Raw genomic sequence first — 18,052 nt, forward strand, 5'->3', positions numbered from 1 at the left:
TATGGTAGATAAGCGAACAAAGCAAACACGAAAAAAACAGCAGTCTATTTCGGAAAAACCAAGTCTTGCCTTTGATATGTGGCGGTTTTATCTGCTCTGGGCAGTGGTGCTCCTGTGTTTTGTGGTATTAATTGCACGTGCATTTTACGTTCAAATCATTAATAAGGACTTTTTACAAAATAAGGCCAATGCCAATATTTTGCGTACTGAACGTGTAGAAGCCATGCGTGGTGTGATTAGTGATCGTCACGGCGTACCTTTAGCGATTAGTAGTCCAATCATGAAAATTGTGATGGACCCACGTGATTATTTTGAAACCAAACATTTATACGATCAAATTACCGCTGAACTAAAACAAGATCCGAAGAATCGTAAATTAAAACGCCAGTTACCAGATAAAAATTTGAACCTAGATGAGCTTGCCGATGTGGTCGGTGTTGACCGTGCTGATCTTAAAAAACAGATGAATGCACGTCCGCGTTCTCGCTATTTGGTTTTGAAAAAAGAAGTACCACCGCAACAAGCCGACCTCATTATGAAAGGTAACTTCCAAGGGGTTTACGCAGAAAAAACTTATAAACGTTATTATCCGCAACCACAGCCAAATGCTCAAATTATTGGCTTGACCAACAGTGAAGGTCAGGGGGTTGAAGGCTTGGAAATGCAGTTGAATAAACAGCTTTCCGGAGTAGATGGCGAACAAAAAATTATTCGTGATAAGCGCGGTAACCGTTTAAAAGTTTCTGAAGTAATCCGTGAGGGTGAGCCGGGTGAAAATATCACTTTAAGTATCGACTCTCGCTTACAGTACATTATGTACCGTGAATTGACGGCTGCTGGTGTCGCGAATAATGCACGTTCAGCAACGGCTATTGCGGTTGATGTTAAAACGGGTGAGATTTTGGCTATGACCAGTTGGCCATCTTATAACCCGAATGATAAGAATGGATTGTCTAATAAAGATGCTATGCGTAACCGTGGTGCGATCGATATGTTCGAGCCAGGTTCAACCATGAAGCCATTCACAATTTCTGCTGCTTTAGAAACGGGTCAATACACACCAAATACCATTGTAAATACCTCTCCTGGTTCAATGCGTTTAGGTTGGCATACCATTCGTGATACCCATAACTACGGGACTTTGACCGTAACAGGTGTCATTATTAAGTCTTCAAACGTGGGTTCTGCAAAAATTGCTTTATCACTTCCAAAAGAGACATTGCCAACCTTCTTTAATCGCGTTGGTTTTGGTAAGCGTTCTGCTGTGAAGTTCCCAGGGGAAAGTTCAGGTTTAGTACTTCCTGTAAGTAAGTTAAACTCTTCTCAAATTGGTACTATGGCTTATGGTTATGGTCTAAACGCAACTATTCTTCAATTGGCTCAAGGCTATGCCATGCTTGCAAATCATGGCGTAAAAATGCCATTAAGCTTGCATAAATTAGATCAGGCACCTAAAGGTGAGCAGGTTCTTAATCCGAAAATTGCTGATCAAGTCTTGTTAATGCTTGAGCAAGTGACTATGCCGGGTGGTACAGCGACACAAGCCAATATTCCAGGCTATCGAGTAGGTGGTAAAACAGGTACCGCTCATAAATTGCGCGCGGATGGTAAGGGTTACTCAAATAGTGAATATCGTGCTTTATTTGCCGGCGTTGCACCAATCAGTGATCCGCGTTTAGCTGTTATTGTGGTTGTGGAAAATCCACAAGGTCGTTATTACGGTGGTTTGGTTGCTGCCCCAGTTTTTGCTCGTATTATGCAAGAGTCGCTACGTTTAATGAACGTGCCGCTTGATAAGCCACTTAATACTCCACAGAATCCTACTCGCAGGTAAGCTATGACTGTTTCTTTTCAAGAAATTAATCCAATCGAGATTGATGCACAATGGCCTCATCAGCCATTTCATGGCTTTGGTTTAGATAGTCGTAAAATCGAAACAGGCCAAATTTTTATTGCTTTGACCAGTTATAGCCAACCTGAAAAAACACGTACATTTGCTGAAGCAGCTTTAGCAAATGGAGCGCTCGCTGTTATTAGTGAAACCGAATTAGCTGTGGCAAATGAGTGGGTATGTCCTGATGTGCGCCAGCGCATGGGTGAGTGGCAAAAACGTTATTTACAACAGACTGATACAGTTAAACCATTACGGATTATTGCTGTAACAGGGACGAATGGTAAAACGACTATTTCCCGCTTAATTGCTGAGTTAATTAGTTCACAACAGCAGCGCTGTGCTGTGATGGGGACGACTGGTAATGGTATTTTACCGGACTTGACACCTTCTACGCATACCACTCTTGATGCTCTACAATTACAAAACGAATTACATGCTTATGCTAAGCAGGGGGCAACTTTTGCTTCTTTAGAAGCAAGTTCACATGGTCTTGAGCAAGGCCGACTAAATGGTTGTGATATTGAAATTGCTGTTTATAGTAATTTAAGTCGTGACCACCTCGACTATCATGGCACCCTAGAAGCTTATGCAGAAGCAAAGGCTCGTTTGTTCCAGTTTAATTCGTTAAAAGTTGCTGTGATTAATCTAGATGATGCTCATGCAGATTTAATGATTAAGTCTGCACAGAATAATCCTGCACAACCTAAAATTTTGACTTATTCGCTTACTCAAAATACAGCCGATTATTACATTACCGATTTAAGTTATAGCTTGGCAGGTGCAACCTTTAATTTGGTAAGTCAGCAAGGTTCATTTGCGGTAGAAAGTCCGTTATTAGGTCATTTCAATGTTGAAAACCTAATTGCAGCACTTATTGCTGCTGAGCAAGCTGGTTTCGATTTACAAGCATTAGTTGATTTTGTTCCTAAACTAGTTGGTGCCCCAGGCCGAATGCAAGTCATTCGTGATGATGAGCGACTATTTGTAGTCGATTATGCGCATACGCCAGATGCATTGATTCAAGTGCTTAAAACATTAAAGCGTCATGTTTCTAATGAGCTTTGGGCAGTATTTGGATGTGGTGGTGATCGTGATCGTGGTAAGCGTCCACTTATGACTCAAGCCGCTTTAGATGGCGCAAATCCGGTTATTTTGACTTCAGATAACCCAAGAACAGAAGACCCTGAACAGATTTTTGCTGACATGAAGCAAGGAATCGATTTTTCAGGGCATCGTATGCATGAAATTCATGACCGACGTGAAGCCATTAAATTTGTTGCAGAGCAAGCTCAAGCTGGTGACATTGTGGTGATTGCCGGTAAAGGACATGAAAATTATCAAGAAATTAATGGTGTGCGTCACTGGTTTGATGATGTGGTTGAAGTGCGTTCTGCGATTGATGCACAACATCATACGGTAGATGCTGCTTACCCTGCACAATAGGAAAAATTATGCATACTTCAACCACCAGTACCGTGCCTTTGGAACCGTGGACAGCTCAACAATTACAACAGGCAACGCAGGGTTACTGGCATAAAGACCAGATCCCTCAAACTGAAATTAAACGTATTTTGACTGACTCACGTCATGCAGAAAGTGGGGACGCCTTTTTAGCACTAAAAGGTGAGCGTTTCGATGCACATGATTTCGTTGCACAAGTTGCAGCAAATGGTTGTCAAATCGCTATTGTTGAACGTCCATTAGATGTTGATATTGCTCAGCTTGTGGTTGCTGATACTCGTTTGGCTTTGGGGCAATTAGGTGCTTATCGCCGCGAACAAAATGCTCAATTGAAAGTGATTGCTTTAACAGGCAGTAGTGGCAAAACCACCACCAAAGAAATGCTAGGAAGCATACTGTCTCGTTTAGCACCCACACTCATTACCCGAGGCAACTTAAATAATGACCTAGGCGTGCCGATGATGCTGCTCGAGCTTCGTAAGGAACATCAGTATGCAGTGATGGAACTTGGCGCAAGTCATCAAGGTGAAATTGATTACACATCAAAACTTGTTCAGCCACACGTCGCTGGCATTTTAAATATTGGAACTGCTCATTTGGGTGAGTTCGGCGGGCGTGATGGCATTTGTCGTGCTAAATCGGAAATTTATCGTCATATTTTGCCTCAGGGCGTTGCTATTGTTCCGCAACAAGATGACTTCACTACCGAGATTCGTGAAGCAGCGAAAGATCATCAAATCTCTACCTTTGGTACAGGTGGTGACGTCTTTGCTACAGATATTGAATTATTGCCACAGTCTGTCAATTTTCAGTTACATACGCCTCAAGGTTCTAGCTTTGTAAGATTGCCATTTGCTGGTGAGCATAATGTACAAAATGCAACGGCAGCCGTAGCGTTTGCTCTAGCGCTAGGGATTAGCTTAGAAGATATTGTAAAAGGTTTAGAGCAAGCGCAAGGTGCGAAAGGTCGTTTGAACTTTATTCAAAAAGCGCCTTACTTGTTTATTGATGACACTTATAACGCTAATCCAACGTCCATGCGTGCTGCGGCACAAGTATTACTTCAACAAAATGGCATTAAAGTCATGGTGATGGGGGATATTGGCGAGTTAGGCGATAGCAGTTGGCAAGAACATCACGATTTAGGTCGCGACCTCGCCGAGCTTCCTTTAGACCATATTATTGCAGTGGGGCAGTTTGCCTCAGCAGCTCTCGAAGGTGCAGGCCTTCATTCTAATAAATTGAAAGCATTTCAGACTCAAGCTGAGGCGCTTCCATTTTTAATCAATCTAATCCAAACACATCAACCACAGTCCATGAGTTTCCTGTTTAAAGGTTCTCGCTTTACTCATATGGAAACGTTGATGGCTGATTTGATGGAGAAACTTTAAATGCTGTTATGGTTGTTTGAACACCTTGCGGGCTATCACAGTTCGTTTCAGGTCGTTCGTTATTTAACATTACGTTCTTTACTCAGTGTATTAACCTCACTGACCATTGGTTTGGTTCTCGGGCCGATCATGATTCGTAAATTACAGGCGTTAAAATACGGTCAGGCAGTAAGTTCATTTGCTCCTGAAAATCATGCTAAAAAAATGGGTACACCGACGATGGGTGGGATCTTAATCCTACTTTCAATCGGTATTAGTACTTTGTTATGGGCTGATTTATCTAACCCTTATGTTTGGATTGTGCTTGGTGTAATGGTTGTATTCGGCGCAGTTGGCTGGGCAGATGACTGGATTAAAATTCGCTATAAAGACAATGCTGGTTTACCTGCTCGTAAGAAGTTCTTCTGGACTTCTATTGCGTCACTCGGTGCTGGTATTGCCTTATATTTAATTGCAACTGAACAATCTAATGCAGAACACACTGCAAATATGCTGGATTTATTGATTCCTTTCTTTAAGAATCTTTCTATTCCACTTTCTATTGTTCCTTTAGGTTTGGCATTTATTGTATTTACTTATTTAGTGATTAACGGTGCGTCTAATGCAGTTAACTTAACTGACGGTTTAGATGGTTTAGCCATTATGCCAGTCGTTATGGTTGCTTCTGGTTTAGGCGTATTTGCTTACTTATCTGGCGATATCCGTTTTGCTAATTATTTGCATATTCCATATGTTAAATATACTTCAGAACTGGTTGTAATCTGTTCTGCCATGATTGGTGCGGGTTTGGCATTTCTTTGGTATAACGCGCATCCAGCTCAAGTCTTTATGGGGGATGTGGGTGCTTTAGCTCTAGGCGCAATGCTTGGAACAATTGCCGTTATGGTACGCCAAGAAATCGTATTTGCGATTATGGGTGGTGTTTTTGTGATGGAGGCTGTATCGGTCTTCTTGCAAATCGGGTCGTTGCGAATGCGGAATAAGCGCGTATTTTTGATGGCACCATTGCATCATCACTATGAAAAACAAGGGTGGAAAGAAACCCAAGTGGTTATCCGGTTCTGGATTATTACGATTATGCTAGTTGTTTTAGGCCTAATGACCTTAAAATTGCGCTAGAACTTATTTTGGTGTCAATATAAAGCCAGTTTCTACTGGCTTTTTTTATTGGAGAGGTAAATGACAAAGGTTGTTGGGCTAGACCAATTATCTGTAATTAACCAAAAAGTGGTTAGTGATGGGGAAGTGTTACCTCAAGTTGTACTTAAAGATGGCAGTCAGGTACAAACTGGAACAGTAGCGACGATGCTGCATAACATTGATTTGTATAATGCGGGGCAAAGAGGCCAAATTGAAGAGGAATTAAAAATTGCGATTCCGACTTTAATTAAAATTGGTTTATTTGATTTGTTTGAAGTAGATGAATGGATTAATGGAACAAATGCGGGCCGTACTTTTGTTGGTACGCAAGCAAAGGCTTATTTACAACAAAAAGAACAAGAGAATAATTAGAAGTGACTATGCAAAATTTAATGTGTCCAGTGTGTCGTCAGAGACTCGAATTAGTAAGTAAAACTTGGCGATGTGATCGGGGCCATAGTTATGACATTGCAAAACAAGGTTATGTGAACTTACACGTTGTACAGCATAAACACAGTAAAAATCCGGGGGATACTCCCGAGTCTGTAGATGCGCGCCGTGCCTTTTTACAAGGTGGCTATTATCAACCTCTACAGCAAGCTGTAGTTGATTTACTGAAACAGCTTAAAGCCAAAGCTGTACTTGATATTGGTTGTGGCGAGGGTTATTACACCAGTGCAATGCAGCATGTTGTTGAGCAGTGTATAGGCGTAGATATTGCAAAAAATGCAGTACAACGTGCAGCAAAGTTAAATGACAAAGTGACTTGGGTCGTCGGTACAGGAGCAACTTTACCTGTAATCGATCAAAGTATGGATGTGTGTACCAGTCTTTTTAGCCCGATTCCGCAAGCAGAAATTTTACGTGTGCTAAAAGATGATGGATATCTAATTGTTGTCACGCCTGCAACTGAACATTTATATGCGATGCGTGAAGCACTGTTTGAGCAGGTCAATCCGCACACACCGCAAAAATTTATTGAACAACTGCAAGATTTATTTGAGTTGAAAGAACAGCAAGTTATAGATGCTCCTTTATTGCTTGACCAGCAAGCTTTAAAGAACCTGATTGCTATGACCCCATATGCATATAAGGCTTCTCCAGAGCGTCGTATGCAATTAGAACAACAATCACACCTGCAAGTAACAGCATCATTTCAAATCTATCTTTTCCAAAAGCATAATAAAAAAGCCATCTAACGATGGCTTTTTTATTTTTACTCAATTTGATTAATCAAGTTTTCTAATTCATCTTTGTCACGCTTCGGCGCTGATCCTTGTGAAGGCTTCATTGCTGGAGGCGCTGCTTTAGATGGAATTACAATTTCCTCACCAGGTAAGTCATCAAAGTCATTATTGGTGTTAGCTTTCGGTTGTGGCGGTGCAGGACGATAGAGTGGACGTGCTAATGGCGGTGCAGCACGATATGTTTTCTTATCTGTTACTTCAGTAACGACAGCTTGTTTGTCACGAGAAATCGGCGCCTGAGCATCTTTATCTAAACTCACCCAAGCTGCTGGAGTACCTTTTAGGGATTGGTCCATAAAGTTAATCCAGATTGGCAATGCCGCAATACCGCCATACTCGCGACGACCAAGAGTCGTCGGTTGGTCAAAGCCGACCCATGTAATCGCAACTAACTTGCCATTAAAGCCCGCAAACCATGCATCTTTTGCATCGTTGGTTGTACCTGTTTTACCACCTAAGTCACTACGACCAATTTTAAGCGCAGCACGACCTGTACCATGCTCAATTACATCACGTAAGATATTTGCCATATCATAAGCTGAGCTTGATTTTAAAATACGCTGAGCTTGACGATATTGGCTGTTATTTTTATCAGTTTGTTTAAGGTTAAGCTGTTTAGCTGCCTTTTCTTTCTGCTCTAATTCTTTATTGGTAACTTCAACAACTTGATCATCTGGTGTAGTTGTCTGCGCATCACCTTTGGTTTCAGAGGCATTAATACATGGAATACATGCATATTCTGGTTTAGCTTCGTAAATAACTTTGCCGTATGCATCCTCAATACGTTGGATGAAATGTGGTTGAACACGGTAACCACCGTTTGCAAACGCTGCATAACCTGTTGCCATTTGAATTGGTAACACTTGAGGTGTACCTAGAGCAATCGTGTAGTTACGCGGAATTTGATCTTCTTGTAAACCAAAATCCATGAATAACTGGCGAGTACGTTCAATCCCTACTGTTTGTAAAAGTCTTACTGATACGGTATTACGCGACAAATACAAAGCACGACGTAAAGGGATCATACCTAGATAACGGCCATCAGAGTTCTTCGGTGTCCATTTACCAATGGTAATTGGACTATCGTTGACCATGCTGTAAGGAGTCATACCACGCTCTAACGCTAAAGCATAGAGGAATGGCTTGATGGTAGAACCAGGCTGACGCCAGCCTTGTAGAGCACGGTTAAATTTTGATTGATAGAAATTATAACCACCAACAATGGCTTCAATTGAGCCGTCATTTGGGTTAATTGCAATAAGCTGGCCTTGAACTTTTGGTACTTGAACTAACGACCATGCAGTTTTGGTATCATTTGGTCGTAAACGAACAATATCTTTCACTTTAACAATTTGAGATGCACGTGAAGGTGCGCCACCTACACTATTCGCATTGCGATAGGGGCGTGCCCATGACATGCCAGACCATTGCACAGTAACTGTTGAGCCATCTTGCATTAATGCTTCAAAAGAGTTGCTATTTACTTTAGTCACTTCTGCTGGATAGGTGTTGGCATAAGCTCTAAATTGGCTTAATGGTTTGTCATGTGCTTCAGCTCCACGCCAGCCATGACGACGGTCATAAGCTTCTAAGCCATCTTGTACAGATTTCTCTGCAATAGCCTGACGTTGGGCATTAATAGTTGTATAAACCTTATAGCCTGAGTCAATTGCTTGTTCACCAAAGTGTTTTACAAGCTCTGAACGGACCATTTCACCTGCATATGGGTGAATATTATTTAGGTCGCGGTTAGGCATGTTCAAGTTAATTGGCTCTGCAACAGCCTTTTGATATTCTGCTTGAGAAATATAACCGAGCTGCAACATACGTCCTAAAATCCAGTTACGGCGTTCAAGTGCGCGCTCTGGGTTAACAACCGGGTTGTATTTAGACGGTGCTTTCGGTAAGCCAGAAATCATAGCCATTTGAGCAATGCTAAGCTCATTAATACTCTTGTTATAGTAAATTTTTGCAGCAGCTGCGATACCGTAAGCATTTTTACCCAAGAAAATCTTATTGACATAAAGACTTAAGATGTCTTCTTTAGATAAGTTTTGCTCAATTTTTCGAGCCAAAAAGATTTCTGTTAGTTTGCGTTTTAATGTTCTTTCTGGACTTAAATAATAGTTCTTTGCAACCTGCATGGTGATGGTCGAACCACCTGTTTGCACATCAGAACCAGTCACACTTTCACTCAAAGCACGACCTAAACCTTTAAAGCTAATGCCACTGTGTTCAAAGAAAGAAGAATCTTCTGCTGCTAGGAAGGCATGAATAAAAGTAGGAGGAATTTGTTTGTATTCAACCGGAATAGAAAGCTTACCACCGTACTCAGCAATAAGTTGGTTGTCGGCTGTATAGACTTGCAATGGCTTTAAAAGCGGTGCTTTTTTTAGTGAACTCATTTCCGGGAGGGTTGGGGCAATATAGAGATACATGCCATAAAATCCCATCGGAAGTGAGACTAAGATAATAATAATGATCAAAAAAATTGGACGCACGAAGCCCAAACTGGATAGCTTTTTCATGATAAGTAAGCTTTAATAAGATCGAATACAAACTAATTGTGGTCAGTATAGCCTTTAGACATGCGGATTGTTAGATGAGATATTGTATCCGTGTAAAAATAAAGACCGAGATTATTGGTTTGTAATTTTTTTTGGGGATAAAAAAATAATAGGACAATAGTGTGCTCAGGTTATATCGTAAACCTAATAAGGGGTTAATGGGCGTCGATATTAGTTCGACTTCTGTTAAGTTGTTAGAGCTCTCTGTCAAGAACGGTAAATATTGGGTGGAAAGCTATGCTTTGATGCCTTTACCTGAAAACAGTGTAGTTGAAAAAAATATCTTAAATCCAGAAGCAGTGGCAGAGGCTTTGGAACGGGCGATGAATTTAGCAAATCCCCAGACCAAAAATGCTGCAATTGCTGTTCCGACATCGACGGTTATTCATAAAACTATCGAAATGGATGCAGATATGAGCGATGACGAACGTGAAGTTCAGATTCGTGTGGATGCGGAGCAGTACATACCGTTCCCGTTGGATGAGGTGAGCCTTGATTTTGAGGTTTTGCCTGATCGTCTTTCAAATCCAAATCGTGTAAATGTTCTTTTGGTCGCAACAAGAACTGAAAACGTTGAAACACGCGTTGAAGTTCTTGAGTTGGCAGATTTGAATCCTAAATTGGCAGATGTCGAGAGTTATGCGGTCGAACGTGCTTTTAGTGTGTTTGCTGATAGCTTACCGATGGGCGCAAATACGATAGGGATTTTAGATATTGGCCATACCATGACGACATTATCTGTCATGCAAAACGGCAAGATTGTTTATACCCGTGAGCAAGTCTTTGGTGGCAAGCAACTTACGCTTGAAATTCAAAGTCGTTATGGTTTGTCTTTAGAAGAAGCAAGCCGAGCGAAAAAAGACCGCACTTTACCAGATGACTATGAAATTGAAGTGCTAGACCCGTTTCTAGATGCTGTAGTTCAGCAGGCAGCTCGCTCTTTACAGTTTTTCTTTTCTTCATCGCAATTCAATGAAATTGACCATATTTTGCTTGCAGGGGGGAATGCGAATATTCCAGGCCTCGCCAAGCTTTTGCAGCAAAAATTAGGTTACCGAGTCACTATTGCCAATCCATTTTTACAAATGGGCTTTTCTCCTCAAGTCGACGTTCAAAAAATTGAAAATGATGCTTCATCTTTAATGGTGGCGTGTGGCTTGGCTTTAAGGAGTTTTGATTAATGGCAACAATTAACTTACTACCTTGGCGTGAAGAGCTGAGGGAGCAACGAAAAAAACAATTTATAACTTTATGCTTTGGGGTGGTTGTTTTGGGGATTACAACCGTATTTGGGGGATGGTTCTATTTTGATCATAAACTAGATGATCAAACGCAGGCAAATCAACTGATTACAAGTACAAATCAAAACCTTGATCAGCAATTAAAAGCATTAAACGGTTTACAAGAACAGCGTGATGCCATTATTGAGCGCATGAAGTTGATTCAAGATTTGCAGGGTCAACGTCCAGTAGTGGTGCGACTAGTTGATGAGCTCGTTCGAGTCACACCACCAGCAATGTATCTCACTAAATTTAGCCGAACCGGAGATAAATTTACAATAGAGGGTAAGGCTGAAAGTCCAAATACGGTAGCTGAATTACTCCGTAATCTTGAAGCATCTCCTTGGTATCGTAATGCTTTTATGAGCTCTTTCTTGGCGACTGAAGATAAAAAAGATAAGACTGCGAGTTCTCTTCTTCCTAGAGTAGAAGATCATTATGGCAGTTTTGTTGTGACTGTCGATTTGGGGGAAATGGGCGTGACCACAACGAATAAGGATGCTGATAAGCCAGCCGTAGCTAAAGACACGGGGGCAGCTAAATGAGTCAAGATGAACTTCAAGAATTATCATTAGAGCAATCAGCTTCAAAGAAAAAGAAATTCAATTTAGATAAATTCCTTCAGCAATTTAATACGTTGGATATGAACAACTATGGTAGTTGGCCAATATCTGTAAAAATTACTTGCTGGATTTTTATTTTCTTTGCTGTGTTAGCTTTGGGATATTTTGTTGCTATTCAGCCAAAGCTACAAGCAATTGACAATGCTCAAGCTCAGGAAAGTAATTTATTAAATGAATTTCGAGAAAAAGACTCGAAATTACGTAACCTTCAACAGTATCAAGTGCAGCTTCAAGAGATGCAGGCAAATTTCAACCAGCAATTAGAACAGTTGCCGAAAGAAACAGAGATTCCAAGTTTAGTTGAAGATATTAACTTAACTGGTGTGAACTCTGGATTGAAATTTAAAAATATCCGCTTAGAAAATGAAGTGAAGCAAGAAATTTTTATCGAACAACCTATCGCAATTGAGGCTACAGGGGACTATCACGCATTTGGAGCTTTCGTAAGTAGTATTGCTGCTTTACCGCGTATTGTAACCATGCACGATTTTACTGTTGATGCATCACCAGCCAAAGATAGTAAGTCGGATATTCCTGTACTGAATTATTCTATTAAAGCGAAAACCTATCGATATGTAGAAGCAACAGATACACCGACACAATCGGCCCAGGCTCCAGCAGCCTCTGCATCAACTAGCACTTCTGCTCAGCCGAAATAGGAGAGTGATGATGAAAATTAAGCAAATTACTCTTTATGTTTTGGCTTGTGCTGCCCTTGTAGGATGTGATTCAAGAATCGATGCTGTGAACCAGCAAATGGCAAATATCCGTAACCAGCCACCATTACCTATTGAGCCAGCCCCAATTTTTACTCCGGTACCACAATTTAATTATGCTGCTCATCAATTGAAAAGCCCATTTATGCCAAGTTCTCTGGCTGCTGAACTCAAAATTATGGCTGGAAAGCGGGTTTATCCAAATTTCTCACGTCCGCCGCAACCACTCGAAAGTTATGCACTTGAAGCTTTAAACATGAAAGGAAGCATGCGTAATAACCGTGGCCAAATATTGGCTTTAATCCAGACGCCAGATCAGCAGATCGAACGGGTACAAGTGGGTAATTATATAGGCATGAATCAGGGTCGTATTACCCATATTAGTCCGACCCAGATTGATCTGGTCGAGATCGTACCAGATGGTCGAGAGGGCTATGTCGAGAGACCGAGAACGTTGGTCTTGATTGGGCCTGCACCCTAAAACTTAGGGAATAACAACGAAAAAGTATTTTTAAAGATTATTTAATTGGGGATGGTCAGACAATGAATCAGGTATTCCGTCAGTTTTCTTTGGGGGTTGTAGCTGTTGCAATTATGCAGGCTGCATCTGCACAGGTCAGCATGACTAATATTGTACCAACGCAAATAGCAGGTCAGGGCACAGAAATTAGAGTCATGTTTAATGGCTTACCACCACAGCCACAAGCTTATCAACTTGAAAATCCTTCACGTTTAATACTAGATTTTGATAAGGCACAGCAAAGTTTAAAACAGTCTAAAATTGCAGTTGCAACCAATGAAGCAAGTTCCGTTGATGTGACTTCAGATGACCAGCGTTCACGTTTAACCGTAAACCTAAAAGATGCTGGCGCTTTTACAACACTAGTGGAAGGTAATACTTTCATTTTAAAAATTAATTCGGCTCAAACCAGTAATAAGCCTATACCTGTAGTAGCTAAACAACCACAAGGCGTTTCAAATATTGGTTTTCAACGTGGTAACCAGGGAGAAGGCTTAGTTGTTGTCGACCTTTTGGGGAGTAATACACCTGTAGATGTTCAACAACAAGGTAGTAAAGTTGTTATAAAAACAATAGGTACAAAAATTCCGACACATTTAGCGCGTCGTTTAAATGTAAATGACTTTGCAACTCCAGTTTCAAGTATTGATGCTTATAATGAAAAAGGCACTGGTGTGATTACAATTCAGTCATCTGGTAGCTATGAATATATGGCATATCAGGCGGAAAACAAGCTCACGATTAGCCTGAAACGGCCACAGGATAAAAATATAACATCTTTGTATAAAACTCCGAATTATTCAGGAAATAAACTTTCATTAGATTTTCAAGATATTGAAGTGCGCCGAGTGTTACAGCTCCTTGCTGATTTTACAGGCATTAATATGGTCGCAGCTGATAGTGTGCAAGGTAATATCACGCTACGTTTAAAAGATGTGCCTTGGGATCAAGCACTTGATATTATTTTAAAAACAAAAAATCTAGATAAACGTCGTAATGGGAATGTGATTTGGATTGCTCCAATTGCAGAGTTAATCAAAGCTGAAGAGGAAGAAGCGAAAGCTGTTGCGCAAAGTGTTAAACTTGCTCCATTACAAACTGAATATATTCAACTTAAATACGCTAAATCTGGCGATATCATGGGTTTGATTACACAAGGCTCAAATAATAATAATGGTTTACAACATACATCAGGTGCAGGTACTTCAACTTCAACTAATCTAAATACTGGAGTTGATAGCTTAGGTAATAATGTGGGAAGTTTATTGAGTCCACGTGGTACGATTACTCAAGATGATCGAACCAATACTCTCATTATTAATGATACAGCTCAGTCAATTGATCAGATTAGAAAAATGATTGATTTGCTTGATGTGCAAGTTAAACAGGTTATGGTGGAAGCGCGTATTGTTAGAGCCTCTACTTCATTTACCAAAGAACTTGGGGTGAAGTGGGGCATTCTTTCACAAGGAATTACTAATAATAAAAATTTGTTGGTTGGTGGTAGTGAAACAACCCTGTGGAATTTGCGTGAGCCTAAAAAAGATGAGACTACGGGAGGCTATAAATATACTATTGAGCGCCCTGATAACTTAAACGTTGACTTGGGAGTTTCTAATCCAGCGGGAAGTATTGCCTTTGGTCTCATCAGTATGTCTGACTTCATGTTGGATCTTGAGTTATCTGCTTTACAAGCTGATGGCTATGGTGAAGTGATTTCAACACCTAAAGTCATGACTGCTGATAAACAAACTGCGAAAGTAGCCACTGGTCAGCAAGTTCCTTATCAATCTACAACAAATTCCGCTGCAGGCTCAACAGCTACTACATCTTTTAAAGATGCATTGCTAAGTTTAAATGTGACACCAAGTATTACACCTGATGGTAAGATCCAAATGAAGTTGGATATTTCTAAAGACTCTGTAGCAGGTGCGGCTCCAAATGGTGAGCTAATTCTCAATAAGAATAATATTAATACTAATGTGCTCGTTGATAATGGAGAAACCGTCATTTTAGGTGGTGTATTTGAGCAAACAACTACGAATTCTCAAACTAAAGTTCCTTTCTTTGGTGATATTCCTGTAGTTGGGCGTTTATTTAGAAAAGACGTAAAGTCTGATGATAAACAAGAGTTGCTGATTTTCGTTACACCACGAATTGTTAATGACACTTTAGCGAGAAATCATTAATATATTTTTTAATGAAAGCAATTGAAATAGGTGGCGCCTTGCCAAGCAAAGCGTTTGAAACCCTACCAAATATTTATTTGGTAGGGCCCATGGGGGCAGGAAAAACAACCGTTGGACGTCATTTAGCAGAACTATTAGGGCGTGAATTTTTAGATAGTGATCATGAAATTGAGCGCAAGACAGGGGCAACTATTCCCTGGATTTTTGAAAAAGAAGGAGAAGTTGGATTTCGTACCCGTGAAACTGTGGTCTTAAATGAACTTACTTCACGTAAAGCATTAGTGCTTGCAACGGGTGGCGGGGCTATTACCCAAGCACCTAATCGAGAATTTTTAAAGCAACGTGGAATTGTTGTTTATCTCTATACTCCTGTCGAATTACAACTACAAAGAACCTATCGCGATAAAAACAGACCTTTATTACAAGTTGAAAATCCTGAACAAAAACTACGGGATTTATTAAAGATTAGAGATCCTTTGTATCGCGAAGTTGCACACTATACGATTGAAACAAATCAAGGTGCTGCACGTGATCTTGCACAAAAGATTTTGCAACTTATTCTATCGAACAAGTTAAAATAGACGAACTGACTAGTGGTTTTATAAATTCATGCAAACTTTACATGTTGAATTAGGCGAACGCCGTTATCCTATTTTTATTGGTAGTCAACTTGACCCGAAACAATTACTAGAACCATATATTCATGGTCAACAGGTCATGATTGTAAGTAATGTTACGGTTGCGCCTTTATATTTAAGCCACTATCAGGAAGCTTTAAAGAGTCTAGGTAAAACGGTTGCGACCTGTATTTTACCTGATGGCGAAAAGTATAAAGATATTCAGCATTTAAACTTAATTTTTGATGCATTGCTTGAAGCTGGTTTTAACCGCGATTGTACGGTTTTAGCTTTAGGTGGTGGTGTCATTGGTGATATGGCTGGTTTTGCTTCTGCTTGTTTCCAACGTGGCGTTTACTTTGTACAGGTTCCTACAACCCTGCTTTCACAAGTAGACTCAAGTGTTGGTGGAAAAACAGGAATCAATCATCCGCTTGGCAAGAATATGTTAGGTGCTTTTCAGCAACCACAGGTTGTTTTGGCTGATATGGCACAATTGAATACATTACCAGAACGTGAGCTTTCAGCGGGTTTAGCTGAAGTGATTAAATATGCACTTTTAGGTGATGTAGATTTCTTGGTTTGGCTTGAGGAAAATATGGATGGCCTTGTTGCAAGAGATGCTAATTTACTTGCAGAAGCTGTCTATCGTTCATGTGCTCATAAAGCGCGTATTGTTGCGAATGATGAAAAAGAACAAGGTGAGCGCGCTTTACTTAATTTAGGCCATACTTTCGGTCATGCGATTGAGTCATATCTTGGTTATGGTACTTGGTTACATGGTGAAGCTGTAGCAACCGGTATGGTCATGGCGGCAGATTTATCACAACGTTTGGGCTGGATCTCAAATGAAGATGTAGCTCGTACAAAAAAAATCATTCAACGTGCGAATTTGCCGATATCATGTCCACAAATTCCATTGGATGATTTCCTTGGATATATGGCTCATGACAAAAAAGTTCTCAATGGGCAATTACGTTTGGTGTTGTTAAAGCAACTTGGGCAAGCAGTAATTACCAAAGACTTTGATGTCGAATTGATGAAACAGGCTATTTTGGCAAATCAACACGGATAACAAATAAGGTAAAGCATGACTGTATCACGTACACTTTGGCAGAATGTTCAACAATATATCTGGTTGGTTGGTGGTATTGCCTGCTTATTCCTTGCTTTTATTTTTTGGGTAATTACCGATAGCAAAAAACTGGTTGAAGTTGAAAAGTCGGCAGATTCTGAGGCACCTGTACAAATTCAACCAGAGAAAGTTTCTACAACTCCTAACCTGGGTGCTTTAGCGGATGAAGTTCGTCCACTCGATTTGACCACTCGTACAGTTGCTTCGGGTGAGCATGAGCCTGAGTTCCGTGGTACAAAGTTTATTAATGAAAATCAAAAACAATGGACGCTTGAGCTATTCCGTGCCTCTGATGAAGACATTATTAAAAACTTTTTAAAAAACCGTACCGACCGTAATAAATTTATTTATTTCCGCTTAAGTGGGGAACAACAAGCAGAGCAGTATGTGTTGGTTTATGGCACATTCAAACGTTCAGAAGATGCAATTCAGCAATTAACACAAATTAATCTGCAATTACCTGAGTCAGTTAAACCTCAGCCACAACAGTTCTCAAGTTATGCCTCACTGGTAAATGATTTGGGGGCAGATGAGATGAAAGGTGGTAATAATCAGCTTTATGAAGTTCGATTGCGTCCAGCAGCTTTGCCTACAATTGATGAATCTTTATTGATGGCAGGTGCTACCAGTAGTGCTACAAATGCTCAGCCGAAAGCGGCTAGTACAAACTCAGCTACAAAAACGACGATAGTTCGTCGTGATGCAGAAGGAAATGTGGTTGATGTACAGCAATCAAATTCCAATATTGATCAACCTAATAGAACTGCGCAAACACGAATAAATGATGGACAACAGAAAAATGCCACAAATGAGGGCACAAAAGGGAATTAATCCACCTCGTAATGTGCGCAAAAATGGTGCAAATTAGTTAAATAATAATATTTTTTGACCAGATGTGGTGCATATTTAGTCATTTTCTTACATGATAACGTGAATAAAATAACTATATTTATAATAAATATAAGGGTTTAGTCTTAATTTTTTAATATGGCACACTTTTTGCTTTATTGTTGTGCTTATTAATGTGCTGCAAACTATTTTAGCCCTCTAAGAAGTGAATTCTATGCAGAGTCGTGGGGTCGAACTGCTTTAAAAGAGTGCGAAATAAGTCAAAACATTTTTCTAGCAAAAACCAGTGTACGTAAAAATGGAACAGCGTATATTGGCTTATCAGCCCAAAATTTTTTGTTTGCGAAACATTGAGCTAACTATCATCCGTAGGCACTATCGCAAAAAGAAGTTGTTTGTTTGACGCTCGAAAGAGCCTTATTG

At 40.3% G+C, this 18,052-nt stretch carries 15 protein-coding genes; 14 read left to right on the plus strand and 1 reads right to left on the minus strand.

What is annotated here, in order from left to right:
* Position 1: 1 nt before the first annotated feature.
* The 6 genes from ftsI to ACIF8R_RS07780 are packed head-to-tail and all read left to right on the plus strand — an operon-like array spanning position 2 to position 7,085.
* Positions 2–1,834: a penicillin-binding protein PBP3 gene (gene ftsI / locus ACIF8R_RS07755; protein WP_263614742.1), complete on the plus strand. Its 1,833-nt coding sequence runs from the start codon at positions 2–4 to the stop codon at positions 1,832–1,834.
* Between the two features lie 3 nt (positions 1,835–1,837).
* Entirely contained in the window at positions 1,838–3,337 is a 1,500-nt protein-coding gene (locus ACIF8R_RS07760) for a UDP-N-acetylmuramoyl-L-alanyl-D-glutamate--2,6-diaminopimelate ligase (RefSeq protein WP_396480074.1), read from the plus strand.
* A gap of 8 nt (positions 3,338–3,345) precedes the next feature.
* Positions 3,346–4,746 (plus strand): UDP-N-acetylmuramoyl-tripeptide--D-alanyl-D-alanine ligase, encoded by a 1,401-nt coding sequence (gene murF / locus ACIF8R_RS07765; protein ID WP_311069810.1) that lies wholly within the window; start codon positions 3,346–3,348, stop codon positions 4,744–4,746.
* Positions 4,747–5,865 carry a phospho-N-acetylmuramoyl-pentapeptide-transferase gene (gene mraY, locus ACIF8R_RS07770; RefSeq protein WP_263614739.1) on the plus strand — a complete coding sequence of 373 codons (1,119 nt, stop codon included), beginning with the start codon at positions 4,747–4,749 and terminating at the stop codon, positions 5,863–5,865.
* 60 nt (positions 5,866–5,925) lie between these two features.
* The gene (locus ACIF8R_RS07775) at positions 5,926–6,258 is read left to right on the plus strand and encodes a hypothetical protein (RefSeq protein WP_263614738.1); all 333 of its coding nucleotides are present in this window, start codon (positions 5,926–5,928) and stop codon (positions 6,256–6,258) included.
* Between the two features lie 2 nt (positions 6,259–6,260).
* Positions 6,261–7,085 (plus strand): putative RNA methyltransferase, encoded by an 825-nt coding sequence (locus ACIF8R_RS07780; RefSeq protein WP_396480077.1) that lies wholly within the window; start codon positions 6,261–6,263, stop codon positions 7,083–7,085.
* 17 nt (positions 7,086–7,102) lie between these two features.
* Here ACIF8R_RS07780 and ponA read toward each other — a convergent pair whose 3' ends face one another.
* Positions 7,103–9,661, minus strand: a complete 2,559-nt coding sequence (gene ponA / locus ACIF8R_RS07785) for a penicillin-binding protein PBP1a (RefSeq protein WP_396480079.1) — start codon at positions 9,659–9,661, stop codon at positions 7,103–7,105.
* Positions 9,662–9,822: 161 nt separating this feature from the next.
* Between ponA and ACIF8R_RS07790 the strand changes: the two genes are divergently transcribed.
* From ACIF8R_RS07790 to ACIF8R_RS07825, 8 genes are all read left to right on the plus strand, one after another.
* Entirely contained in the window at positions 9,823–10,881 is a 1,059-nt protein-coding gene (locus ACIF8R_RS07790; RefSeq protein ID WP_311086530.1) for a pilus assembly protein PilM, read from the plus strand.
* Positions 10,881–11,525 (plus strand): PilN domain-containing protein, encoded by a 645-nt coding sequence (locus ACIF8R_RS07795; protein WP_031956429.1) that lies wholly within the window; start codon positions 10,881–10,883, stop codon positions 11,523–11,525. The genes ACIF8R_RS07790 and ACIF8R_RS07795 overlap by 1 nt, the downstream gene beginning before the upstream one ends.
* A complete protein-coding gene (locus tag ACIF8R_RS07800) occupies positions 11,522–12,262 on the plus strand; it encodes a type 4a pilus biogenesis protein PilO (protein ID WP_263614733.1) in 741 nt (246 codons plus the stop codon). Before ACIF8R_RS07795 ends, ACIF8R_RS07800 begins: the two co-directional genes overlap by 4 nt.
* A gap of 10 nt (positions 12,263–12,272) precedes the next feature.
* Positions 12,273–12,800 (plus strand): pilus assembly protein PilP, encoded by a 528-nt coding sequence (locus ACIF8R_RS07805; RefSeq protein WP_396480142.1) that lies wholly within the window; start codon positions 12,273–12,275, stop codon positions 12,798–12,800.
* A gap of 62 nt (positions 12,801–12,862) precedes the next feature.
* The gene (pilQ, locus tag ACIF8R_RS07810; protein ID WP_396480081.1) at positions 12,863–15,028 is read left to right on the plus strand and encodes a type IV pilus secretin PilQ; all 2,166 of its coding nucleotides are present in this window, start codon (positions 12,863–12,865) and stop codon (positions 15,026–15,028) included.
* A gap of 11 nt (positions 15,029–15,039) precedes the next feature.
* Positions 15,040–15,609 (plus strand): shikimate kinase AroK, encoded by a 570-nt coding sequence (aroK, locus tag ACIF8R_RS07815; protein ID WP_000643712.1) that lies wholly within the window; start codon positions 15,040–15,042, stop codon positions 15,607–15,609.
* A gap of 28 nt (positions 15,610–15,637) precedes the next feature.
* Complete coding sequence (aroB, locus tag ACIF8R_RS07820; RefSeq protein ID WP_077164851.1) at positions 15,638–16,720, plus strand: 3-dehydroquinate synthase; 1,083 nt, start codon at positions 15,638–15,640, stop codon at positions 16,718–16,720.
* A 15-nt stretch (positions 16,721–16,735) separates the two neighbouring features.
* Entirely contained in the window at positions 16,736–17,611 is an 876-nt protein-coding gene (locus ACIF8R_RS07825) for a hypothetical protein (RefSeq protein WP_396480083.1), read from the plus strand.
* Positions 17,612–18,052 lie beyond the last annotated feature (441 nt).

Source organism: Acinetobacter sp. ABJ_C4_1 (genome assembly GCF_044538495.1).
Lineage (GTDB): Bacteria > Pseudomonadota > Gammaproteobacteria > Pseudomonadales > Moraxellaceae > Acinetobacter > Acinetobacter nosocomialis_A.